Consider the following 19,071-nt stretch of genomic DNA (forward strand, 5'->3'; position numbering starts at 1 on the left):
CCAGGCGCGGGGTTTCGGGGCACCGCCGTCGACGGTGGTCGCGACGCGCGGATACTGGCCGGTATGGCACTGCTCGAGGTTCGTGGACTGGCCCGGCGCTTCGGCGAGGCCACGGTGCTCGAGGGCTTCTCGCTCGACGTGAAGGCCGGGCGGGCGGTGGCGCTGGTCGGGGCCAACGGCGCGGGGAAGTCGACGGTCCTGCGCTGCGTGACCGGGGCCGACGTGGCGACGGAGGGCACCATCACGCTGGACGGTGCTCCACTCGACGAACGGTCCGCCCGGTGCCGGGCGATGCTGGCCTCGGTGCTCGACGACCTCGACTTCTTCCCCGACCTCAGCGTCGTGGAGCACCTCGACCTGGTGGCCCGGGCCCACGCGGTGCCCGACGCCGACGAGCTCGTCGACGACGTGCTGCACGAGCTGCGTCTCATCGGCCACTCCGGCCAGCTCCCCCACACCCTCTCCTCGGGCCAGCGGCGCCGCCTGGCCCTGGCGACCGCGTTCGTGCGGCCCCGCCGGCTGCTCGTGCTCGACGAGCCGGAGCAGCGCCTCGACACCGAGGGCCTGACCTGGCTCACCGCGCGACTGCGGGCCGAGAAGCGCGACGGCCTGGCGATCCTGTTCGCCAGCCACGACCAGGACCTCGTGGCGGCGGTCGCCGACCAGGTCGTGGAGGTCGGCGGAGCCGAGCCGGGCCGGCCGACCCCGACGACCCCGCCGAAGCCGCCGAAGCCGCCCGCGGGCAAGTCGAAGCCGAGACCGAAGCCGAGGCGCAGGTGACGCGCTCCGAGGCGCGCGAGCTGCGGCTGCAGGTCCGGTCGTGGCGCCGCGGCCGCGCCGACGCCCGGCTCGTGGACGTGCTCGGTGACGCCTACGTCGCGCTGTTCGCCACGGTGATGCTCGGCTCGATCGCCGTCAACGTCGTGCTCGGCATCGGACGGCTGAGCGACGAGCGGTGCGCCGCCGGGGCGTGCGCCGGGTCACGGGCCCTGCTGCCGGTGCTGGTCGCCGTGGCGTTCGTGGCCGGCGTCGTCCTGGTCGCCCGGATGCTCGGGCCGGTCTTCGTCTCGCCGGCGGTCGGCAGCTGGCTGATGCCGACACCGGTGGACCGCCGTGACCTGCTCCGCCCGCGGCTGCTGGTCGGCCTGGTGGTCGCCGCGCTCCTGGGGGCGGTGGTCACCGCCGCCGGCGCGGTGCTCGGCGGCTGGTCGCCCGCCGGTGCGACCGCCCTGACCGGGGCGGTGGCGCTGGGCTCGGCGGGACTCGTCGCGGTCGGCGTACGCGCCCAGTCGCTGCCGGCCTCGAGCCGGGGCGCGCGGTGGGTCGGTGTCGCTGCCTGGCTTCCCGGGGTCCTGGTGTGGGGTGGCCTGCTCGCCGTCGCGCTCGACCTCACCACCGGGGTCCACCCTCCCGAGCCCGACGCGCACGTGGTGTGGCTGGTGCTCGGTGTCGCGGCGGCGGGGGCCTTCGCCGCGACGGCGTACGGCCTGCGCTCGCTGCCACGGCTGGCCCGCCGCGACGTCTCACGCGGCGGTGCGCTCGCTCCCGGCCTGTCGGGCGCGCTGTCGTCGCTCGACCTGGCACTCGCCTACGACGTGGTGCTGGAGCACCGCTGGCGCGGCCACCTGCCGGTCCGCTCACGACGCGCCCGGCGCGGTCCTCGCACCGGGGCCGCGGCGCTCGTGCGTGCCGACCTGACCAGGGTGCGACGCAGTCCTCGGCTGCTGGTGCTGCCGGTCGCCGCCGCCGTCGTGCCGTACGCCGCCGAGGCCGCGGGCGCCGGCCTCGTGGTCCTGCTGCTCGCGCCGCTGGCGGGGTTCCTGGCCGGGCTGCCCCTGCTCATCGGCCTACGGGTCGTCGAGCGGACCCCGAGCCTGTCGCGCCTGCTGCCCTTCCCGTCCGCCTACGCCAAGGGCGCCGCGACGGTCGTGCCCGGCGCCGTCCTCCTGCTGCTCGGGCTCCTGTGCGCGCCCGTGCTCGACACGGCGACCGGTGCGCCCCCGGGCGCGGCGGTGCTGCTCGGACTGGCCGTCGGCGCGTCCTCGACGGCGTCGGCGGTCCGTTGGGTGACCGGGCGTCCGCCCGACTACGGCCGGCCGATGGTCTCGACGCCGGCAGGTGGCGTGCCGACGAACCTCTACGGCAGCGTCGTGCGCGGCTTTGACGTCCTGGTGCTCACGACCGCACCGCTGCTGCTGCTGGACGACCCGGTCCTGGCCGCGGAGATCTCGCTGCTGATCTCGGCGGTCGTGGTCGCCGCGTTGCTCGGGCGGCCCGACAAGTCTCAGGCGTCGTAGCCGCGCTTGATCCGCTTGATGGTCTGGGCGGTGACCAGGGCGGCGGAGGTGGCCTCGTAGCCCTTGTCCTCGCTGGAGCCCTCGAGACCGGCACGGTCCAGGGCCTGCTGCTCGGTGTCGCAGGTCAGGACGCCGAACCCGACGGCGGTCTGGTGGTCGAGGGCGACCCGGCCCAGGCCGTCGGTGGCGGCGGTGCACACGTAGTCGAAGTGGGGCGTCCCGCCGCGGATGACGACGCCGAGCGCGACGACCGCGTCGTAGCCCTGGGCGGCCAGGGCGCCCGCGACGACGGGCAGCTCGAAGGTGCCGGGCACCCGGACGATCACGGGCGCCTCGACCCGGTAGGTGTCCAGCGCCCGCTGGGCGCCGGCGAGCAGGCCGTCCATGACGACGGTGTGCCAGCTGGCGGCGACCACCGCGACCCGCAGGTCGTGGCAGTCGACGGGCTCGGCGCTGGGGGCTCCGTGGCCGCTCATGAGAGGTCCTCCGTGCTGGGGTCGGTGCTGGGGTCGTGCAGGTCGGGGAAGTCGTGGCCCATCCGGTCACGCTTGGTCAGCAGGTAGGCGATGTTGTGGTCGTTGGGGTGGGGCGTGAGGCCCACCCGCTCGGCCACGGGCACGCCGTACAGCTCGAGGTTGTGGACCTTGTCGGGGTTGTTGGTCAGCAGTCGCACGGACTCGACCTTGAGGTCCTTGAGGACCTGGGTGGCGGTGCCGTAGTGGCGCGCGTCGGCGGGCAGGCCCAGGTCGAGGTTGGCGTCGACGGTGTCGCGTCCGCCGTCCTGCAGCTGGTAGGCCTGCAGCTTGGCGACCAGGCCGATGCCGCGTCCCTCGTGGCCCCGGAGGTAGACGACGACGCCGCGGCCCTCGGCGACGATGCGCTCGAGCGCCTCGTCGAGCTGGGGACCGCAGTCGCAGCGGGCGCTGCCGAACACGTCTCCGGTCAGGCACTCGGAGTGCACGCGGGTCAGCACCGGCTCGGGGCCGCTGACGTCGCCGTAGACCAGGGCGATGTGCTCGGAGTCGTCGACGGTGACCTTGTAGCCGAAGGCGGTGAAGTCGCCGTGGCGGGTGGGCAGCCGGGTCTCGGCGACGCGCTCGATGAGGTTCTCGGTGCGGCGGCGGTGGCGGACCAGGTCCTCGATGGAGATCATCGCCAGGTCGTGCTCGTCGGCGAACGCGCGCAGCTCGGCGGCGCGCTTCATCGTGCCGTCGTCGTTGACGACCTCGACCAGGACGCCGGCCGGCGTGAGACCGGCGAGCGTCGCCAGGTCGACCGCGGCCTCGGTGTGACCGCGGCGGGCCAGCACTCCCCCGTCGGTGTAGCGCAGCGGGAAGACGTGCCCGGGGCGGGTGAGCTCCCACGGCTCGGTCGCGCTGTCGGCCAGCACCCGGGCGGTGTGGGCCCGGTCGGCGGCGCTGATGCCCGTGGAGACGCCGTCGCGGGCGTCGACCGAGATCGTGTACGCCGTACGCAGCTTGTCCTTGTTGTGCGGGGTCATCAGCGGGATCTCGAGCCGGTCGAGCATGTAGCCCGGCATCGGCACGCAGATCACGCCGCTGGAGTGGCGGATCGTGAACGCCATCAGCTCCGGCGTCGCCTTGCTGGCCGCGAAGATGATGTCGCCCTCGTTCTCCCGTCCCTCGTCGTCGACCACGACGACGGCCTTGCCGGCCGCGATGTCGGCGATCGCGCGCTCGACGCTGTCGAGGCGCACGCCGCCGTGCTGCTCGTCGATGCCGGGGTAGGTCATGGCGTGACTCCTTCTGGTGCTGCGCTGTTCGTGGAGGGTGCGACGGCGTCGAGGCGGGCGGCCAGGAGCTTCTCGACGTGCTTGGCCAGCACGTCGACCTCGAGGTTGACCCGGTCGCCGGGCTGGCGCAGGCCGAGGGTGGTGCGGGCGAGGGTCTCGGGGATCAGGCTGATCGTGAACGACTCGGGCCCGGCCTCGACGACCGTCAGGCTCACGCCGTCGACGGTGACGGATCCCTTGTCGACGAGGTACTTGCCGAGGGCGGGCGGCATCGAGACCTCGACGAGCTCCCAGTGCTCGCTCGGCTGGCGGCGTACGACGTGACCGACGGCGTCGACGTGGCCCTGCACGATGTGGCCGCCGAGGCGCTTGTCGGCGGTGACGGCCCTTTCGAGGTTGACGCGGTCGCCGGGCGCGACGCCCTGCAGGCTGGTCTTGTCGAGCGTCTCCTGCATGACGTCGGCGGTCCAGAGCTCGCCGTCGTGGGTGGTCACGGTCAGGCAGCAGCCGTTGACGCTGATCGAGTCGCCGAGGCCGGCGTCCTCGAGCACGGTCGCGGCGCGGACGGTGAGGCGGATCGCGTCGCCCTGGTCCTCGACCGCCTCGACGGTGCCGAGCTCCTCGACGATTCCGGTGAACATCAGGTCTCCTTCGGGTGGTGCGGGGTCTCGACAGGCTCGACCGCCGACATCGTGAAGCGGACGTTGGGCTCCTCGCCGTCGACGCCGGCCAGCACGGTCACGTCGGTGACCGTGGGGCGCAACGCCGCGGCGATGGTGGTGATTCCGAGGTCGGCCACCGAGGAGAGCCCGGACCCCAGGAACATCGGGGCGACATAGGCCACGACGCGGTCGACGAGACCGGCGCGCAGGAACGCGGCGGCCAGGGTCGGCCCTCCCTCGAGGAAGACGTGCTGGCGGCCGTCGTCCCACAGCGTGGCGAGAGCGGCGTACGGGTCCCGGGTGCGCAGGTGGACCGTCTCGGCGTCGTCGTTGAGGACCCGACGGTCGGGCGGGAGGTCGCGCTCGCCCATCACGGCCCGCAACGGCTGGACGGCGGCCGGGCGCCCCTGGTCGTCGCGGACGGTCAGCAGCGGGTCGTCGACGGCGATCGTGCCGGTGCCGACGAGCATCGTGTCGCTCAGCGCGCGCAGCCGGTGGGTGTCGCGGCGCGCGGCGGTCGAGGACACCCAGCGCGAGGTGCCGTCGGCGGCGGCGCTGCGCCCGTCGAGGGTCGTCGCGAGCTTCCAGGTGACGAAGGGCCGCTGCTCGCGCAGCGCGACCCGGTAGACCTCCGCCAGCGACGCGGCCTCGTCGGCCAGCAGGCCGGCCTCGACCTCGATGCCCGCGGCCTCCAGGACGGCCCGTCCACCGGCGGCCACCGGGTTGGCGTCGACCTCGGCGTAGACCACCCGGCGTACGCCGGCCGCGACCAGGGCCTCGGTGCACGGTCCGGTGCGCCCGGTGTGGTTGCAGGGCTCGAGCGTGACCACCGCGGTGGTGCCCCGGGCGGCAGCCCCGGCGCGGGCCAGGGCGTCGGCCTCCGCGTGGGGGGTGCCGGGACCGCGGTGGTGGCCCTCCGCGACCGTGCGTCCGTCGTCGTCCAGCAGCACGCAGCCGACCCGGCGGGTGTCGGCGACCATGGGGACGCCCGGGGTCGCGGCCAGCGTCAGCGCACGGCGCATCGCGTCGTGCTCGGCTGCCGTGGTCGGCATCGGGCCCCTCCGGTCCGGTCGGGCTCACGGACTCCGGGGTCGACGGAGGTCTCGACAGGCTCGACCGAGAGGGCCGGGCACTGACGTCGACCGCCACCTGCGTGCGCTTACCATCCGGACTTTCACCGTCGGTCCAGGATTTTCACCTGGTCAACCGCTCACTGGCTGTGAGCGGGTCGCGGACTGTCACCGCCGGCTCGGAATTGCACCGACCCCAGAGCACGCGAGCAAGGTTCGCTCGTCTCCTCGATCGTGCCACACGCGTCGGTCGGGCTCGCCATGAGACGTGTCACGTGGCGAGACGGCCGCAGGCACGCGGCCGTCTCTGGGGGCAAGGCCCCGTCGGCACCGTCACGATCCGAATCGTCGTCGCTGGCCGCGGCGATACCCAGTGCGGGAGCCGTCCCACGACACGTGTGGGCTGGTCGCACTCATGTCCCGGCCCTCTGCGACACGTCCCTTCGCCTCGATCGTTCCTCGACCGACGGGGCGCGTCACTCAGGGAGGTCTCGGGGCGCCGACGTCCGAGACGCGCGCAACTTCCTGGTCACAGCCGCGGCTCAACGCTTGTCAGGGGCAGAGCTCGTCGAGCTTGACCACGTAGAACGTGATCGTCGAGTCGATGTCGACCTGGGTCCCACCGGCTGGCTCCTGCGAGCAGACCTGCCAGTTGCTGTCGAGCACCTGGAACCGCGCCGCACCGGTGGCGTCCTCCGATGCGGTGAAGAACAACGGGTTGCCGCTGACGGCTTGGACGTCATCCTGAGCTGCTTGGAGCACCTTCCCCGTCTCGTCAGGCAAGCTGAAGGTGTCCGCCGCGACAGGCCCCTCGGTGCCGACGACTCCGGTGCCCGGGGCTTCCTTCTTCTTGGCGGGCTTCTTGGCAGGCTTCTTCGATGGCGTCTTGGCCGGTGCTGAGGTGGCCGCCCCCGAGGGCTCCTCGGCGACGACGTCCTGCTCGTCGGCCACGGTGTCGCGCGTGTCAGCGGCCGCCGAGCTCGGGTCGGCCGACTGGTCGTCGGACCCCGACCCGCCGTTGCCGATAGCCGACCCGATCGCCAGCAGGGCAACCACAGCGCCTACCGCCAGGACCGGCTTCCGCTGGTACCAGGCAATGGTGGACCGGGCTTCGACGGGCAGGCGCTGGGTGGGAGGCGGCGGGTCGAGGCGCGCGGCCGAGTAGGCCGGTGCAGGAGCGACAGCGTGCTCGGGAGCCCGCGCGTCTGTCCATCCTTGTCCGTCCCAGTAGCGTTGCTGACCGGTGGCCTCGGGGTCTGGGTACCACCCGGCGGGAGTCGTCGACATGCCCGGACCTTAGGCGGGTCTTGACCGCGGCGAGGGCAAACCGCCAGATGGGGGTGATCGGCGCAGTCCCCGCGACTCGGCGGCAGCTCTGGCTTCTACTGATCAATCAGCGGGCGTCGCGGCCGTAGAGCGCGAGCACGCTCGCCTGACGGCCCACGTCGGTCGAGACCAGCATCAGCTCGAACTCGCCGTCGACGTAGAGCTGCTCCCCCGCGTCGACCGCGAAGGCCAGCAGGAAGTCGAGGGTGACGTCGTCGAGGTCGGCGCGCATGCCGCGGGCGCGGGCGACGTCCCACGCGTGCACGGTCAGCTCGACGGCCTCCAGGATGGCGCGCGGCTGCCGGGTGAGGTGCTCGTCGTAGGCCGCGAGCAGGTCGGCGGACTCGTGGTCGACCCCGTGTGCAGCCAGCACCGCGGCGTGGTTGTCGGCGACGTGGGTGACCACGTCGGAGATCGTCCAGCCGGGGCACGACGGCACCGGCAGGTCGAGCTCGGCGGCGGTCAGGTCGGCCGTGGCGGCGCGGAAGAGCTCCACACCGCGGGAGTACGCCGTCATGCCCGGTCCCCGCGGGCCGCCTCCGCGGCGGCGCGCAGCTCGGCCACCATCCGGTCGGGGTCGTCGGCCGAGTAGACCGCGCTGCCCGCGACGAAGACGTCGGCGCCGGCCTCGGCGCAGCGACCGATGGTCTCGAGGGAGACCCCGCCGTCGACCTGGATCCACGTCTCGACGCCGTGCTTGGCGACCAGCTCGCGAGCCCGGCGGATCTTGGGGAGCACCAGGTCGAGGAACCGCTGGCCGCCGAACCCCGGTTCGACGGTCATCAGCAGGAGCATGTCGAGCTCGGGCAGCAGCGCCTCGTAGGGATCGATGGGCGTCGCCGGGCGCAGCGCCATGCTCGCCCGCGCCCCGGCGGCCCGGATCTCGCGGGCCAGCCGCACCGGCGCCGCGGTCGCCTCGACGTGGAAGGTCACCGAGGCGCACCCGGCCTCGACGTACGCCGGGGCGTGGCGGTCGGCGTCGGCGATCATCAGGTGGGCGTCGAGGGGGATGTCGGTGCTGCGCGCGAGCGCCTCGACCATGGTCGGGCCGAAGGTCAGGTTGGGCACGAAGTGGTTGTCCATCACGTCGACGTGCACCCAGTCGGCGCTGCCGATGCGGGCGACCTCGGCGCCGAGGGCGGCGAAGTCGGCGTTGAGGATGCTCGGGGTGATCTGGACGTGTCCCACGGCGGTCGAGCCTGCCACACGTCGTCAGGCGACGACGTCGGGGTCGAGCAGGTCGACGAGGTCGCGGTAGGCGGCGTCGGGGTCGCCGTGCCGGGTGACGACGCGGTGGACGTCGGGACGCCGCTCGAGCACGTCGGCCAGGCCGTGGGCGTAGTCGACGAGGTGCTCGACGGCCTCGTCGGGGACCCGCGCCTCGACCACCCCGCCGTGGAGCACCACGTGGACGAGCTCGGCGCCCGCGTCGGCGGCGACGCGCTCGAATCGCTCGAGCTGGTCGACGCGGGCCACGAGCTGGGGCACGACGACGTCGTACCCGGCCTCGAGGTGGGCCCGGGCCAGGGCGAGCGAGAGGTGGCGCGACGCCTCGGCGTGGTCGGCCGGGTCGCCCCCGATCCAGCGCCGCAACGCGTCGGCCTCCACGACCAGGACGCCGTGGTGGTCGGTGCGGTAGCGCTCGGCCAGGGTCGACTTGCCGGAGCCCGGCATGCCGTTGACGAGCACCAGACGCGCGTCGCTCATTCCGGCTCCGCCTCGGGCTCGTCGGGGGTCTCGGCGCCGGCGGCCTCGTCGCGGTCGGCCCACTCGAGCAGCGGCGCGAGGTCGAAGGTGGTCGCCGGGTCGTCGATGTCGGCGTGCAGGTCGCCGATCTCGGCGAACCGCGCCGGCATGGTGAAGATGGTGAAGTCGTGCGGGTCGGCGTCGTCGACCTCGTCCCAGCTCACGGGGGCGGAGACCCGGGCGTCGGGGAGGCCGCGCACGGAGTAGGCCGCCGCGATGGTGTGGTCGCGGGCGTTCTGGTTGTAGTCGACGAACAGGTGGTGGGGGTCGCGGTCCTTGCGCCACCAGGTGGTCGTCACGTCGTCGGGCGCGCGCCGCTCGACCTCGCGGGCGAACGCCAGGGCGGCCCGGCGGACCGCCCGGTGGCCGTGGTCGGGCCGGATGCGCACGTAGACGTGGAGCCCGGAGCCCCCACTGGTCTTGGGGAACCCGACGGCCCCGAGCTCGTCGAGCACCTCGTGGGCGACCGCAGCCACCCGGCGTACCTGGGCGTAGTCGGAGAGCGGGCCGGGGTCGAGGTCGATGCGCCACTCGTCGGGCTTCTCGGGATCGGCGCGCCGGCTGTTCCACGGGTGGAACTCGACCGTCGACATCTGCACCGCCCAGATGACCGCCCCGAGCTCGGTGACGCAGAGCTCGTCGGCGGTCCGGTTCCAGCGGGGGAAGGTCAGCCGCACGGTCTCGACCCAGCCCGGGGCGCCGGGCGGGATCCGCTTCTGGTGGACCTTGTCTCCGGCCAGGCCCGTGGGGAAGCGGTGCAGCATCGTGGGCCGCTCGAAGAGGGCGTTGACGATGCCGGGACCGACAGCGAGGTAGTAGTCGACCAGGTCGTGCTTGGTCGCGCCGGACTCCGGGAAGTAGACGCGGTCGGGGTTGCTCACCCGGATCACGCGGTCGTCGACCTCGATCTCGACCGAGGGGGACTTCGACGCCACGAGCCCAACCTAGTCTGACTCCCGTGGACTTCGACCAGCCTCCCGTCGTCCGTGTCGAGGTCGGGGTCTCCGAGGACGTCCTGCCCGGCGAGTGGCCGATGACGATCCCGGCGGTGGGGCAGCTCGAGCGGGACGGGTTGGACCTGCCGAAGGGCGTGACGTTCCTGGTCGGCGAGAACGGCTCGGGCAAGTCGACGCTCGTCGAGGCGGTCGCGATCGCGTTCGGGCTCTCGCCCGAGGGCGGGTCGACCCACAGCGACCACGCCACGCGCGGCACCGAGTCGGGGCTGTCCTCGGCCCTCCGGCTGCAGCGGGGCATCGGTGCCTCGCGCTGGGGCTTCTTCTTGCGCGCCGAGACGATGCACGGCTGGTACACCTACATGGACTCCCACAGCGGGCCGCGAGACCCGGAGTACCACGCGATGAGCCACGGCGAGTCGTTCCTGGCGGTGCTCGAGGCCAAGTTCGACGGGCCTGCGTTCTACTGCCTCGACGAGCCCGAGGCCGCCTTGTCGTTCTCCTCCACGCTGGCCCTGCTGGGCCGCCTGCACGACCTGGCCCGCGAGGGCGCGCAGGTGCTCTGCGCCACCCACTCCCCCGTCCTCGCGTCGCTGCCGGGCGCCACGATCCTCGAGGTCGGCGAGTGGGGCTACCGGCGTACGACGTGGGCCGAGCTCGAGCTGGTGCAGCACTGGCGGGCCTACCTCGACGAGCCGGGGCGCTACCTGCGGCACGTGCTGGAGGACTGACCTCAGTCGGTCCGCCGCAGGAGCGCCATGAACATGGCGTCGGTGCCGTGCCGGTGTGGCCACAGCTGCACCGTGCCGGGCAGCGGGCCCGCGCAGTCGGGGACGTCGGGCAGCAGCGCGACGGCGTCGTCGAGGACGACGTCGGTGCGCGTGTCGAGCACGCTGCTCACGACCCCGGAGGTCTCGGCGAGGACCGGGGAGCAGGTCGCGTAGAGCACGACCCCGCCGGGACGCACGAGGTCGATGGCGCCGGCCAGGAGCGAGCGCTGCAGCAGCACCAGCTCGAGCAGGTCGTCGGGCTTGCGCCGCCAGCGCGCCTCGGGGCGCCGTCGCAGGGCACCGAGGCCGGTGCAGGGGGCATCGACCAGGACGCGGTCGACGGACCCCGGTCGCAGTGGTGGGCGACGCCCGTCGGCGACCACGACGCCGGACACCCCGGGAGCACCGCGCAGCGCCTGGGCGACCAGGCGGGCGCGGTGGGGGGCGCGCTCGGTGGCGACCAGGGTGGCTCCGCGCTCGGCGCCCAGCGCGGCGAGCAGCGCGGACTTGCCGCCCGGGCCCGCGCACAGGTCGAGCCAGAGCCGGTCGGGTCCGGGTCCGAGTTCGGCGCGGGCCAGAGCGACCGCGACCAGCTGCGAGCCCTCGTCCTGCACCCCGGCGCGGCCCTCGGCCACGGCCTTCACGGCCTGCGGACGACCGCTCTCGAGCACGGCGCCGTAGGGCGAGTAGCGGGTCGGCTCGCCAGGCAGCTCGTCGCGGCTCGCCCGGCCGGGGCGCGCGACGAGCGTCACGCGGGGCGGCTCGTTGTCGGCGGTGAGCAGCGCGGCGAGCTCGGCCTCGGTGTCGGAGGGGGACGACTGCGCGGCCGGGCCGAGCGCGCGACGCAGCTCGGCCACGATCCAGGCGGGGTGGCTGTAGGCGATCTCGGCGTGCCGGGCTCCGGGCGGCGCCACCTGGACGACCCACGCGTCGCGGTCCTGGGCGGCGACCTTGCGCAGCACCGCGTTGGCGAACCCGGCGGCGCCGTCGTTGTTGGCGACCGCGCGCACCAGGTCGACGGTCGTGCTGATCGCCGCGTGGGTCGGCACCCGCATGGCCAGGAGCTGGTGGGTGCCGAGGCGCAGCGCGTCGAGGACCTTGGCCTCGACCCGGGCGAGCGAGCGGTCGATGCAGGCGGCGAGCACGGCGTCGTACAGGCCCTGCCAGCGCAGGGTGCCCGAGGCGAGCTCGGTCGTGAACGCGGCGTCGCGCACCTCGAGCTCGAAGTGGGAGACGACGGCCGGGAGCACGAGGTTGGCGTAGGCGTCGTCGACCCGGACCGCCTTGAGCACCTCCCACGCCGCACGTCGCGGTGCGTCGACGGGTGCCGCCCGGCGACGCTCAGCCACGGTCGGACCTGCCCTCGAGGTGCTCGCGCACGAGTCGCTTGGGTGCCGCCTTGGCCCAGGCGTCGGTGATGATCTCGGCCAGCTCGTCGCGGCTGATCTCGCCCAGCCGGGACTGCTGCACCAGCACGGCGCTGTAGTTGTTGAAGTGGTCGACGGTGAAGAACGGGGTGTCGGGGTCCTCGACGAGCGCCGCCTTCTCGACCTCGGTCGGCGTGGTGATCACGAGCAGGTCGTCGTAGGGCTCACCGGTGTCGGGGTCGAGCGCCGTGGGGCTGGGCTTGCGGTAGAGCACGAACCCCTTGCCCTTCGGGCCGGCCGGCACCTTCCAGGTCGGCACGTCGCCCCACGAGGTGCCGAGCTCGGTCTCGGGCAGCGCGGCACAGATCTTGTCGACGTCGTCGGCGTGGGCGGGACGACTGCTCACGCGGGGTCCCCGAGGCGGACGCCGGACTCGAGGCGCACGCCGCGGGCCCAGTCGGCCGCGACCATCTGCTTCTTGCCGAACGGCTTGACCTCACCCAGGCGTACGGCGGTCGTGGCGGTGCCGACGAGGAGCTCGTGCTTGCGGACCTCGAGGACGCCCACCGGGACGGTCTCGTCGGTGAGGGTGACCGGGCCGAGCTTGAGCCGCTCGCCCTCGTGCAGGGTCCAGGGGCCCGGTGCGGGCGTGCAGGCGCGGATGCGGCGGTCGACCGCGACGGCCGGCTCGCTCCAGTCGACCTCGGCGTCCTCGACGGTGATCTTGGGGGCCAGGCTGACGCCGTCGTCGGGCTGCTCTCGCGCCTCGATGGTGCCGGCCCCGAGGTGGTCGAGTGTCTGCACCAGCAGGCCGGCGCCGCCCTCGGCGAGCCGGCCGAGCAGGTCTCCGGCGGTGTCGGTCGGGCGGATCCGCTCGGTCATCACCCCGAACGTCGGACCGGCGTCCATCGCCTTGACGATGCGGAACGTCGTGGCCCCGGTGAACTCGTCGCCGGCCCACACCGCGTGCTGCACCGGCGCGGCCCCGCGCCAGGCGGGCAGGATCGAGAAGTGCAGGTTGACCCACCCGTGGGGCACCAGGTCGAGGGCCGACTGGGGCAGCAGGGCGCCGTAGGCCACGACGGGGCAGCAGTCGGGACGCAGCGCGGCCAGCGCGGCCTGGAACTCCGGGTCGCGGGGGTGGTCGGGCTTGAGCACGGGTACGCCGAGCGCCTCGGCACGCTGGGCGACCGGGCTCGCGACGAGCTTGCGTCCGCGGCCCGAGGGCGCGTCGGGCCGGGTGACGACCCCGACGAGCTCGTGGTCCGAGGCCGCGATGGCGTCCAGTGACGGGACCGCCACCTCGGGGGTGCCGGCGAAGACGAGGCGCATCAGGTGTTCCTCCCCAGGGTCGGGTGTGGGCTGATCCGCACCGTCGGTCGCTCGAGGCCGAACCACTCGGACTCGCGGATCTCCTTCATCGCCGCCTTGCGGGCGTCGCTGTCGAGCCGGTCGAGGAACAGCACGCCGTCGAGATGGTCGGTCTCGTGCTGGATGGCGCGGGCGAGCAGCTCGGAGCCCTCGACGACCAGCGGCTCGCCGTGCATGTCCCAGCCCCGCGCGACCACCGACCGGGCACGGCGGCAGTCGTAGCGCAGACCGGGGAGCGACAGGCAGCCCTCGGGACCGTCCTGGACCTCGTCGGAGAGCGTCAGGTCGGGGTTGACGAGGTGACCGACCTCGCCGTCGACGTACCAGGTGAAGACGCGCAGGCCGACGCCGATCTGCGGGGCGGCGAGGCCGGCACCGGGTGCCTCGAGCATGGTGTCGGTCAGGTCGGCGACCAGGGTGCGCAGCTCCTTGTCGAAGTCGACCACCTCGAGCGCGGTCCGGCGCAGCACCGGGTCGCCGAAGAGCCGGATCGGCTGGATGGCCACAGAGCTCCTCGGACGTCGGCGATGAAGGTGTCAGTCTAGGGAACCGGGCGGTCGCGCCTCCGGGTGGTCACAGCACCACGGGGTCGACCTGCACACGGACGGCGTCGAGCTTGCGGCTGGACCGGATCCGTTGCAGCTCGCCGAGGGCGTGGGAGAGGTCGGCGCCGCGGGCCCGCGGGGTGCGTAGGACCAGGCGCTCCTCGTCGGGTCCGGCCGGGACGGGGCCGAGCACCTCGACGTGCGGTGGCGGCGCGAGCAGGGTGAGGGCGTCGTCGACGGCTCCGGGCTCGCCGGTCACGGTGGCCAGCCGGGTGGTCGGCGGCAGCCGGGCCTCGCGACGCTCGTCGGCCTCGCGCCGGGCGAACCCGGACTGGTCCCAGCGCACGAGCGCCTGGACGGCGGGGTGGGTGGGGTCGCCCACGACGAGGACCCGGCCGCCGGGACGCACCAGGCCGACCGCGTTGCTCCAGCGGCGCAGGGCCTCCTCGGCGGCGCGCAGGTCGTCGCGCCCCAGCAGCAGCCAGGTGTCGAGCAGCACGACCGCGGCGTAGCCGCCCTCGGCGACCGGCTCGGCCCCGGGGGTGGCGACGACGATGGCCGGGGCGTCGGGCACCTCGCTCAGCACGTGCTCCCCCGCCGACTGACGCACGCGGGTGCTCGGGAACGCCCGGCCCAGCTCCTCGGCCGTGCGCGCCTCGCCCAGCACGGGAGCGCGCATCCCGGCGGCCCCGCACTCGGGACAGGCCCAGCCGACCGCCGCAGTCGCGCACCAGCGGCACGCCGGGGGCGTGGTGGGCGAGGTGAGTGCGAGCGGCCCGGCGCACGCGGCGCAGCGGGCCGGCTCGCGGCAGCGCTCGCAGGCCAGGGCCAGGGCGTAGCCCGCACGCGGGGTCTGCACCAGGACGGGGCCCTCGGCGAGGGCGCGCTTGATGAGGGCGTGGACCTGGGAGGGCATGCGCGTGCCGAAGCCGCTGGGGTCGCGGGCACGGTCGTGGTCGGTGGCACCGGCGACCGCGATGGAGACCGCCGCACGCAGGCGCTCACGGGGGGCGGCGAGCTCGTGGGCCCAGCCGCCGCGGGTGAGGTGGCCCGCCTCGACGCTGCGGGAGAAGCCGCCGATCAGCGCCGCGGCGCCTTCGCGCTCTGAGCGCAGCAGCAGCACCTCGCGGGTGTGGGGGTAGGGCGCGCGCGGCTCGGCATGCAGGTCGTCGCCGTCGTCCCAGCACACGACCAGGCCGAGGTCGCGCACCGGGGCGAACGCCGCCGCCCGGGTGCCGACCGCGATGCGACGGCTGCCGCGCAGGACCGCGAGGAAGTCGCGGTAGCGCGCGGCCGGACCGGCATCGGCGGTGAGGGTCACGTGGTGCCCCGGGCCGAGCGCCGCGGTGAGGGCGGCGTCGACGCGGGCGACGTCCTTGCCGTCGGGAACGCAGACCACGGTGCCCCGCCCCGCGCGCAGCGCGGCCCCCGCCGCCTCGGCCACCAGGGCCGGCCAGTCGTCGCCCGGGGCGACCGCCCACACCGCACGCGGGCTCCCCCCGTCGGCGAGGTGGGCCAGGAACGCCTCGCCGGGTGCGTAGCCGTCCCAGCCGGCCGCCTGCGGCACGGTCGGCGGCTCGGCCGGGGCCGCGGCGGGCGGCTTCTTCTCGGTCGTGGCGTGCCGGGGCGGTATGGCGAGCCGCAGCACGTCGGACCGCACCCCGGCGTAGCGCTGCGCGACGTCGCCGACCAGCCCGGCCACCTGGGGGGTCAGCACCGGCTCGGCGCTCACCACCCGCCGCAGCGGCGCCAACCGGCCACCGTGGTCAGTGTGGTCGGTGCGCTCGAGGACGTAGCCGTCGACGTCCTGACCTGCGAACCGCACCTTGACCCGCACCCCTGCCACGGCCTCGGCCGCCATCGACTCGGGCACCGCGTAGTCGAAGGGACGGTCGAGGTGGGCCAGGGGTACGTCGACCAGCACCCGCGCGACCGGGTCGACCTCGGTGATCGTCGCCTCGGCCGCCTTGCGCGACCGCGTCGCACGCGCCTTGGCCTGCGACTCCTTGAGCGTCGCGCGCACCAACCCCGGCAGCAGCTCGGGCTGCTCGTCGGGCGGGCGTGGGCTCATGGGTCGTTGTCTACCAGCGACCACCGACCCCCACGTCGGTCGAGGTGCGAAGGCCGCCAGGCCTGAGCCTCGAGACCCCTGCAGCCGACGTACCCCACCCGACCCGACCCCCACGCCGGTCGAGGTGCGAAGGCCGCCAGGCCTGAGCCTCGAGACCCCCGCAGCCGACGTACCCCACCCGACCCGACCCCCACGCCGGTCGAGGTGCGAAGGCCGCCAGGCCTGAGCCTCGAGACCCCCGCAGCCGACGTACCCCACCCGACCCGAGTCCTGCCGCGATCGGGGTCCTCGGCCCGGGGGCGCATGACGGGTGGGCGGTGACACAGCGACCGAACCCCGTCACGGACACGTCGGCCAGCCACCGCCCCCTCGCCCGGGCGGTGGTACGGCGACCGAACGCCGGCCCGAGAAGGTCGCCAACTCACCCCTCGATCCGCGAGCGGTGACTCAGCGACCCGACCCCGACATCTACGACGACAGAAGACGTCGCTCGAGACCGCAGGACCCTGCGGCGGTCTCGAGGCTCGGCGCTAGCGCGCCTCGCACCTCGACCGACGTGGCGCCTCGCACCTCGACCGACGTGTGGTGACCGACCCGGCCGGCGTACGACGAGAGGTCAGACGCCCGCAGCAGCCTTCAGCGCGTCGGCGCGGTCGGTCCTCTCCCAGGTGAACTCGGGCAGCTCGCGACCGAAGTGGCCGTAGGCCGAGGTCTTGGCGTAGATCGGGCGGAGCAGGTCGAGGTCGCGCAGGATGGCGGCGGGGCGCAGGTCGAAGACCGACAGCACGGCGGCCTGGATCTTCTCGTCGCTGACGACACCGGTACCGAAGGTCTGCACGAAGACGCCGACCGGCTGGGCCTTGCCGATGGCGTAGGCGACCTGGACCTCGCACCGGCGGGCCAGGCCCGCGGCGACGACGTTCTTGGCGACCCAGCGCATGGCGTAGGCGGCCGAGCGGTCGACCTTCGAGGGGTCCTTGCCGGAGAAGGCGCCGCCACCGTGGCGGGCCATGCCGCCATAGGTGTCGACGATGATCTTGCGGCCGGTGAGGCCGGCGTCGCCCATCGGTCCGCCGACGACGAAGCGCCCGGTCGGGTTGACGAGCAGCCGGTAGCCCTCGGAGGGCAGGTCGAAGGTGCTGAGCACCGGGTCGATCACGTTCTGCTGGATCTCGGCCTGGAGCTTGTCGAGGTCGGTGTCCTCGGAGTGCTGGGTCGACAGCACGACGGTGTCGATGCGGACGGGGCGGTCGGCATCGTCGTACTCGATGGTGACCTGGGTCTTGCCGTCGGGGCGCAGGTTGGGCATGGTGCCGTTCTTGCGGACCTCGGTGAGCTTCTCGGCCAGGCGCTGGGCGATCACGATGGGGAGCGGCATCAGCACGTCGGTGTCGTCACAGGCGTAGCCGAACATCAGGCCCTGGTCGCCGGCACCGCGGGCGTCGAGCTCGTCCTCGGAGGAGCCGACGCGCTGCTCGATGCCGGAGTCGACGCCCTGGGCGATGTCGCTGGACTGGGCACCGATGGCGACCTGGACGCCGCAGGTGAGGCCGTCGAAGCCCTTGTCGGAGGAGTCGTAGCCGATGTCGAGGATGGCGCCGCGCACCAGGTCGGCGACCGGGGCGTACGCCGTGGTGCGGACCTCGCCGGCCACGACGACCAGGCCGGTGGTGATCAGGGTCTCGACCGCGACGCGGAGCTTGTCGGTGTCGGGGTCGTTGGCCATCAGGTAGTCGAGCACCGTGTCGCTGATGCGGTCGGCGATCTTGTCGGGGTGACCCTCGGTCACGGACTCAGAGGTGAACAGGCGTCCGGCCACGGTGGAACTCGCTCTCGATCGGGGTGAAACTACAGGGGAATCCTAGACAACGACCAGGATGCAAGACGCGTGTCTCACGGTGCGAATCCTGGCGATCGACGCTCACAGACGCCGCGCGACCTCGTCCCAGATGACGTGCGCCAGCGCGGTCTTGGTGCCGTGGGGCACCTCCCGGGCCGACCCGTCGGCGGCCAGGACCACGGCCTCGTTGTCGGAGCTGCCGAAGACGGCTCCGCCGCTGACGTCGTTGACGACCAGGAGGTCGCAGCCCTTGCGGGCCAGCTTGGCGCGGGCCAGCTCGAGGACCGAGCCGGTCGCGTCGCCGGTCTCGGCCGCGAACCCCACCACCACGGTGCCGGGTCGGGCCCGCTGGGTCGAGATCTCGAGCAGGATGTCGGCGTTCTGGACCAGCTCGATGGCCGGCGCCGAGCCGTCGGCGGACTTCTTGATCTTGTCGCCGCTGACGGCGGACGGACGGAAGTCGGCAGGCGCGGCCGCCATGACGACCGCGTCGGCCGTGGCGGCCAGGGCCACCACGGCGTCGTGGAGCTCGGCGGTCGTCTCGACCCGCACGACCGTGACGCCGGCGGGGTCAGCGAGCTCGACGTTGGCCGCGACGAGGGTCACCTCGGCGCCGCGGGCGGCGGCGGCCCGGGCCAGGGCGTGACCCTGGCGTCCCGAGGAGCGGTTGCCGAGGTAGCGCACGGGGTCGAGGGGCTCACGGGTGCCGCCGGCGGAGACCACGACGTGTCGGCCCGCCAGGTCGAGGGACGCCGCGGCCCCGCGAGCGAGGACGTCGACGCACACCTCGAACAGCTCGGCCGGGTCGGGGAGCCGGCCCTTGCCGGTGTCGGCACCGGTCAAGCGACCCTCGGCGGGCTCGACCACCAGCACCCCGCGTGAGCGCAGGGTCGCCACGTTGGCGCGGGTGGCCGCGTGCTCCCACATCTCGGTGTGCATCGCCGGAGCGAGCACGACGGGACAGCGCGCGGTGAGGAGGGTGTTGGTGAGCAGGTCGTCGGCCAGGCCGTGGGCCGCCTTGGCGAGCAGGTCGGCGGTGGCCGGCGCGACCACGACGAGGTCGGCGGTCTGGCCGATGCGCACGTGCGGGACCTGGTGGACGTCGCTCCACACGTCGGTGTGGACCGGCTTGCCCGACAGCGCCGCCCAGGTGGGCGCGCCGACGAACTCCAGTGCGGAGGCCGTCGGGACCACGGTGACGTCGTGGCCGGACTCGGTGAGCCGGCGCAGCAGCTCGCACGCCTTGTAGGCGGCGATGCCACCGGCCACGCCCAGCACGACGCGGGGCCGGTCGGCGGGT

Annotated in this window: 19 protein-coding genes, 1 pseudogene and 1 riboswitch; of the genes and pseudogenes, 3 read left to right on the forward strand and 17 right to left on the reverse strand. The window is 73.9% G+C overall.

From position 1 onward, the window contains the following. Window positions 1-63 precede the first annotated feature (63 nt). Window positions 64-780 carry an ABC transporter ATP-binding protein gene (locus FJQ56_RS00185; protein WP_140007212.1) on the forward strand — a complete coding sequence of 239 codons (717 nt, stop codon included), beginning with the start codon at window positions 64-66 and terminating at the stop codon, window positions 778-780. Beyond that, entirely contained in the window at window positions 777-2,297 is a 1,521-nt protein-coding gene (locus FJQ56_RS00190) for a DUF6297 family protein (RefSeq protein WP_140007213.1), read from the forward strand. Before FJQ56_RS00185 ends, FJQ56_RS00190 begins: the two co-directional genes overlap by 4 nt. Here FJQ56_RS00190 and ribH read toward each other — a convergent pair. The 10 genes and pseudogenes from ribH to ligD all read right to left on the reverse strand — a co-directional run bounded on the left by ribH (window position 2,285) and on the right by ligD (window position 9,789). After that, complete coding sequence (gene ribH, locus FJQ56_RS00195; protein ID WP_140007214.1) at window positions 2,285-2,773, reverse strand: 6,7-dimethyl-8-ribityllumazine synthase; 489 nt, start codon at window positions 2,771-2,773, stop codon at window positions 2,285-2,287. The two genes, FJQ56_RS00190 and ribH, sit on opposite strands and share 13 nt — an antisense overlap. Beyond that, entirely contained in the window at window positions 2,770-4,050 is a 1,281-nt protein-coding gene (locus FJQ56_RS00200) for a bifunctional 3,4-dihydroxy-2-butanone-4-phosphate synthase/GTP cyclohydrolase II (protein WP_140007215.1), read from the reverse strand. The genes ribH and FJQ56_RS00200 overlap by 4 nt, the downstream gene beginning before the upstream one ends. Then, window positions 4,047-4,691, reverse strand: a complete 645-nt coding sequence (locus FJQ56_RS00205; RefSeq protein ID WP_140007216.1) for a riboflavin synthase — start codon at window positions 4,689-4,691, stop codon at window positions 4,047-4,049. The genes FJQ56_RS00200 and FJQ56_RS00205 overlap by 4 nt, the downstream gene beginning before the upstream one ends. Further along, complete coding sequence (gene ribD / locus FJQ56_RS00210) at window positions 4,691-5,764, reverse strand: bifunctional diaminohydroxyphosphoribosylaminopyrimidine deaminase/5-amino-6-(5-phosphoribosylamino)uracil reductase RibD (RefSeq protein ID WP_246083916.1); 1,074 nt, start codon at window positions 5,762-5,764, stop codon at window positions 4,691-4,693. Before ribD ends, FJQ56_RS00205 begins: the two co-directional genes overlap by 1 nt. A 97-nt stretch (window positions 5,765-5,861) precedes the next feature. Further along, window positions 5,862-5,991, reverse strand: a riboswitch (FMN riboswitch). A gap of 343 nt (window positions 5,992-6,334) precedes the next feature. After that, entirely contained in the window at window positions 6,335-6,733 is a 399-nt protein-coding gene (locus FJQ56_RS22560) for a hypothetical protein (protein ID WP_246083917.1), read from the reverse strand. 234 nt (window positions 6,734-6,967) lie between these two features. After that, a pseudogene (locus FJQ56_RS23010) lies at window positions 6,968-7,069 on the reverse strand (DUF2510 domain-containing protein); the annotation flags it as partial. Between the two features lie 106 nt (window positions 7,070-7,175). Further along, entirely contained in the window at window positions 7,176-7,625 is a 450-nt protein-coding gene (locus FJQ56_RS00220) for a maleylpyruvate isomerase N-terminal domain-containing protein (protein WP_140007218.1), read from the reverse strand. Beyond that, complete coding sequence (gene rpe / locus FJQ56_RS00225) at window positions 7,622-8,296, reverse strand: ribulose-phosphate 3-epimerase (protein ID WP_140007219.1); 675 nt, start codon at window positions 8,294-8,296, stop codon at window positions 7,622-7,624. Before rpe ends, FJQ56_RS00220 begins: the two co-directional genes overlap by 4 nt. 24 nt (window positions 8,297-8,320) lie before the next feature. Beyond that, a complete protein-coding gene (locus FJQ56_RS00230) occupies window positions 8,321-8,815 on the reverse strand; it encodes an AAA family ATPase (protein ID WP_140007220.1) in 495 nt (164 codons plus the stop codon). After that, window positions 8,812-9,789: a non-homologous end-joining DNA ligase gene (gene ligD, locus FJQ56_RS00235; protein WP_140007221.1), complete on the reverse strand. Its 978-nt coding sequence runs from the start codon at window positions 9,787-9,789 to the stop codon at window positions 8,812-8,814. The genes FJQ56_RS00230 and ligD overlap by 4 nt, the downstream gene beginning before the upstream one ends. 23 nt (window positions 9,790-9,812) lie before the next feature. Between ligD and FJQ56_RS00240 the strand changes: the two genes are divergently transcribed. Continuing rightward, window positions 9,813-10,538 (forward strand): AAA family ATPase, encoded by a 726-nt coding sequence (locus tag FJQ56_RS00240; protein ID WP_246083918.1) that lies wholly within the window; start codon window positions 9,813-9,815, stop codon window positions 10,536-10,538. Between the two features lie 2 nt (window positions 10,539-10,540). Here FJQ56_RS00240 and FJQ56_RS00245 read toward each other — a convergent pair whose 3' ends face one another. The 7 genes from FJQ56_RS00245 to coaBC all read right to left on the reverse strand — a co-directional run bounded on the left by FJQ56_RS00245 (window position 10,541) and on the right by coaBC (window position 19,049). Next, the gene (locus tag FJQ56_RS00245; protein WP_140007222.1) at window positions 10,541-11,926 is read right to left on the reverse strand and encodes an RsmB/NOP family class I SAM-dependent RNA methyltransferase; all 1,386 of its coding nucleotides are present in this window, start codon (window positions 11,924-11,926) and stop codon (window positions 10,541-10,543) included. After that, entirely contained in the window at window positions 11,919-12,350 is a 432-nt protein-coding gene (locus FJQ56_RS00250; RefSeq protein ID WP_140007223.1) for an MmcQ/YjbR family DNA-binding protein, read from the reverse strand. The genes FJQ56_RS00245 and FJQ56_RS00250 overlap by 8 nt, the downstream gene beginning before the upstream one ends. Beyond that, on the reverse strand, window positions 12,347-13,276 hold the full coding sequence (fmt, locus tag FJQ56_RS00255) for a methionyl-tRNA formyltransferase (protein ID WP_140007224.1): 930 nt from the start codon (window positions 13,274-13,276) through the stop codon (window positions 12,347-12,349). Before fmt ends, FJQ56_RS00250 begins: the two co-directional genes overlap by 4 nt. After that, window positions 13,276-13,821 carry a peptide deformylase gene (def, locus tag FJQ56_RS00260; RefSeq protein ID WP_140007225.1) on the reverse strand — a complete coding sequence of 182 codons (546 nt, stop codon included), beginning with the start codon at window positions 13,819-13,821 and terminating at the stop codon, window positions 13,276-13,278. Before def ends, fmt begins: the two co-directional genes overlap by 1 nt. 67 nt (window positions 13,822-13,888) lie before the next feature. Continuing rightward, the gene (locus FJQ56_RS00265; protein WP_170215211.1) at window positions 13,889-15,931 is read right to left on the reverse strand and encodes a primosomal protein N'; all 2,043 of its coding nucleotides are present in this window, start codon (window positions 15,929-15,931) and stop codon (window positions 13,889-13,891) included. Window positions 15,932-16,547: 616 nt separating this feature from the next. Further along, window positions 16,548-17,750 carry a methionine adenosyltransferase gene (gene metK / locus FJQ56_RS00270; protein WP_140007226.1) on the reverse strand — a complete coding sequence of 401 codons (1,203 nt, stop codon included), beginning with the start codon at window positions 17,748-17,750 and terminating at the stop codon, window positions 16,548-16,550. 102 nt (window positions 17,751-17,852) lie between these two features. Then, a complete protein-coding gene (coaBC, locus tag FJQ56_RS00275) occupies window positions 17,853-19,049 on the reverse strand; it encodes a bifunctional phosphopantothenoylcysteine decarboxylase/phosphopantothenate--cysteine ligase CoaBC (protein ID WP_246083919.1) in 1,197 nt (398 codons plus the stop codon). Between the last annotated feature and the right edge of the window lie 22 nt (window positions 19,050-19,071).

Source organism: Nocardioides plantarum, from assembly GCF_006346395.1.
In the GTDB taxonomy this organism is placed as follows: Bacteria; Actinomycetota; Actinomycetes; order Propionibacteriales; family Nocardioidaceae; genus Nocardioides; species Nocardioides plantarum.

Excerpts from the sequence above, each read along its gene's own strand:
- FJQ56_RS00230 (WP_140007220.1), bottom strand. The coding sequence starts at position 8,815 with ATGAGCGACGCGCGTCTGGTGCTCGTCAACGGCATGCCGGGCTCCGGC.
- FJQ56_RS00205 (WP_140007216.1), bottom strand. The coding sequence starts at position 4,691 with ATGTTCACCGGAATCGTCGAGGAGCTCGGCACCGTCGAGGCGGTCGAG.
- fmt (WP_140007224.1), bottom strand. The coding sequence starts at position 13,276 with ATGCGCCTCGTCTTCGCCGGCACCCCCGAGGTGGCGGTCCCGTCACTG.
- FJQ56_RS00185 (WP_140007212.1), top strand. The coding sequence starts at position 64 with ATGGCACTGCTCGAGGTTCGTGGACTGGCCCGGCGCTTCGGCGAGGCC.
- FJQ56_RS00220 (WP_140007218.1), bottom strand. The coding sequence starts at position 7,625 with ATGACGGCGTACTCCCGCGGTGTGGAGCTCTTCCGCGCCGCCACGGCC.
- FJQ56_RS00200 (WP_140007215.1), bottom strand. The coding sequence starts at position 4,050 with ATGACCTACCCCGGCATCGACGAGCAGCACGGCGGCGTGCGCCTCGAC.
- ribD (WP_246083916.1), bottom strand. The coding sequence starts at position 5,764 with ATGCCGACCACGGCAGCCGAGCACGACGCGATGCGCCGTGCGCTGACG.
- ribH (WP_140007214.1), bottom strand. The coding sequence starts at position 2,773 with ATGAGCGGCCACGGAGCCCCCAGCGCCGAGCCCGTCGACTGCCACGAC.
- FJQ56_RS00265 (WP_170215211.1), bottom strand. The coding sequence starts at position 15,931 with ATGAGCCCACGCCCGCCCGACGAGCAGCCCGAGCTGCTGCCGGGGTTG.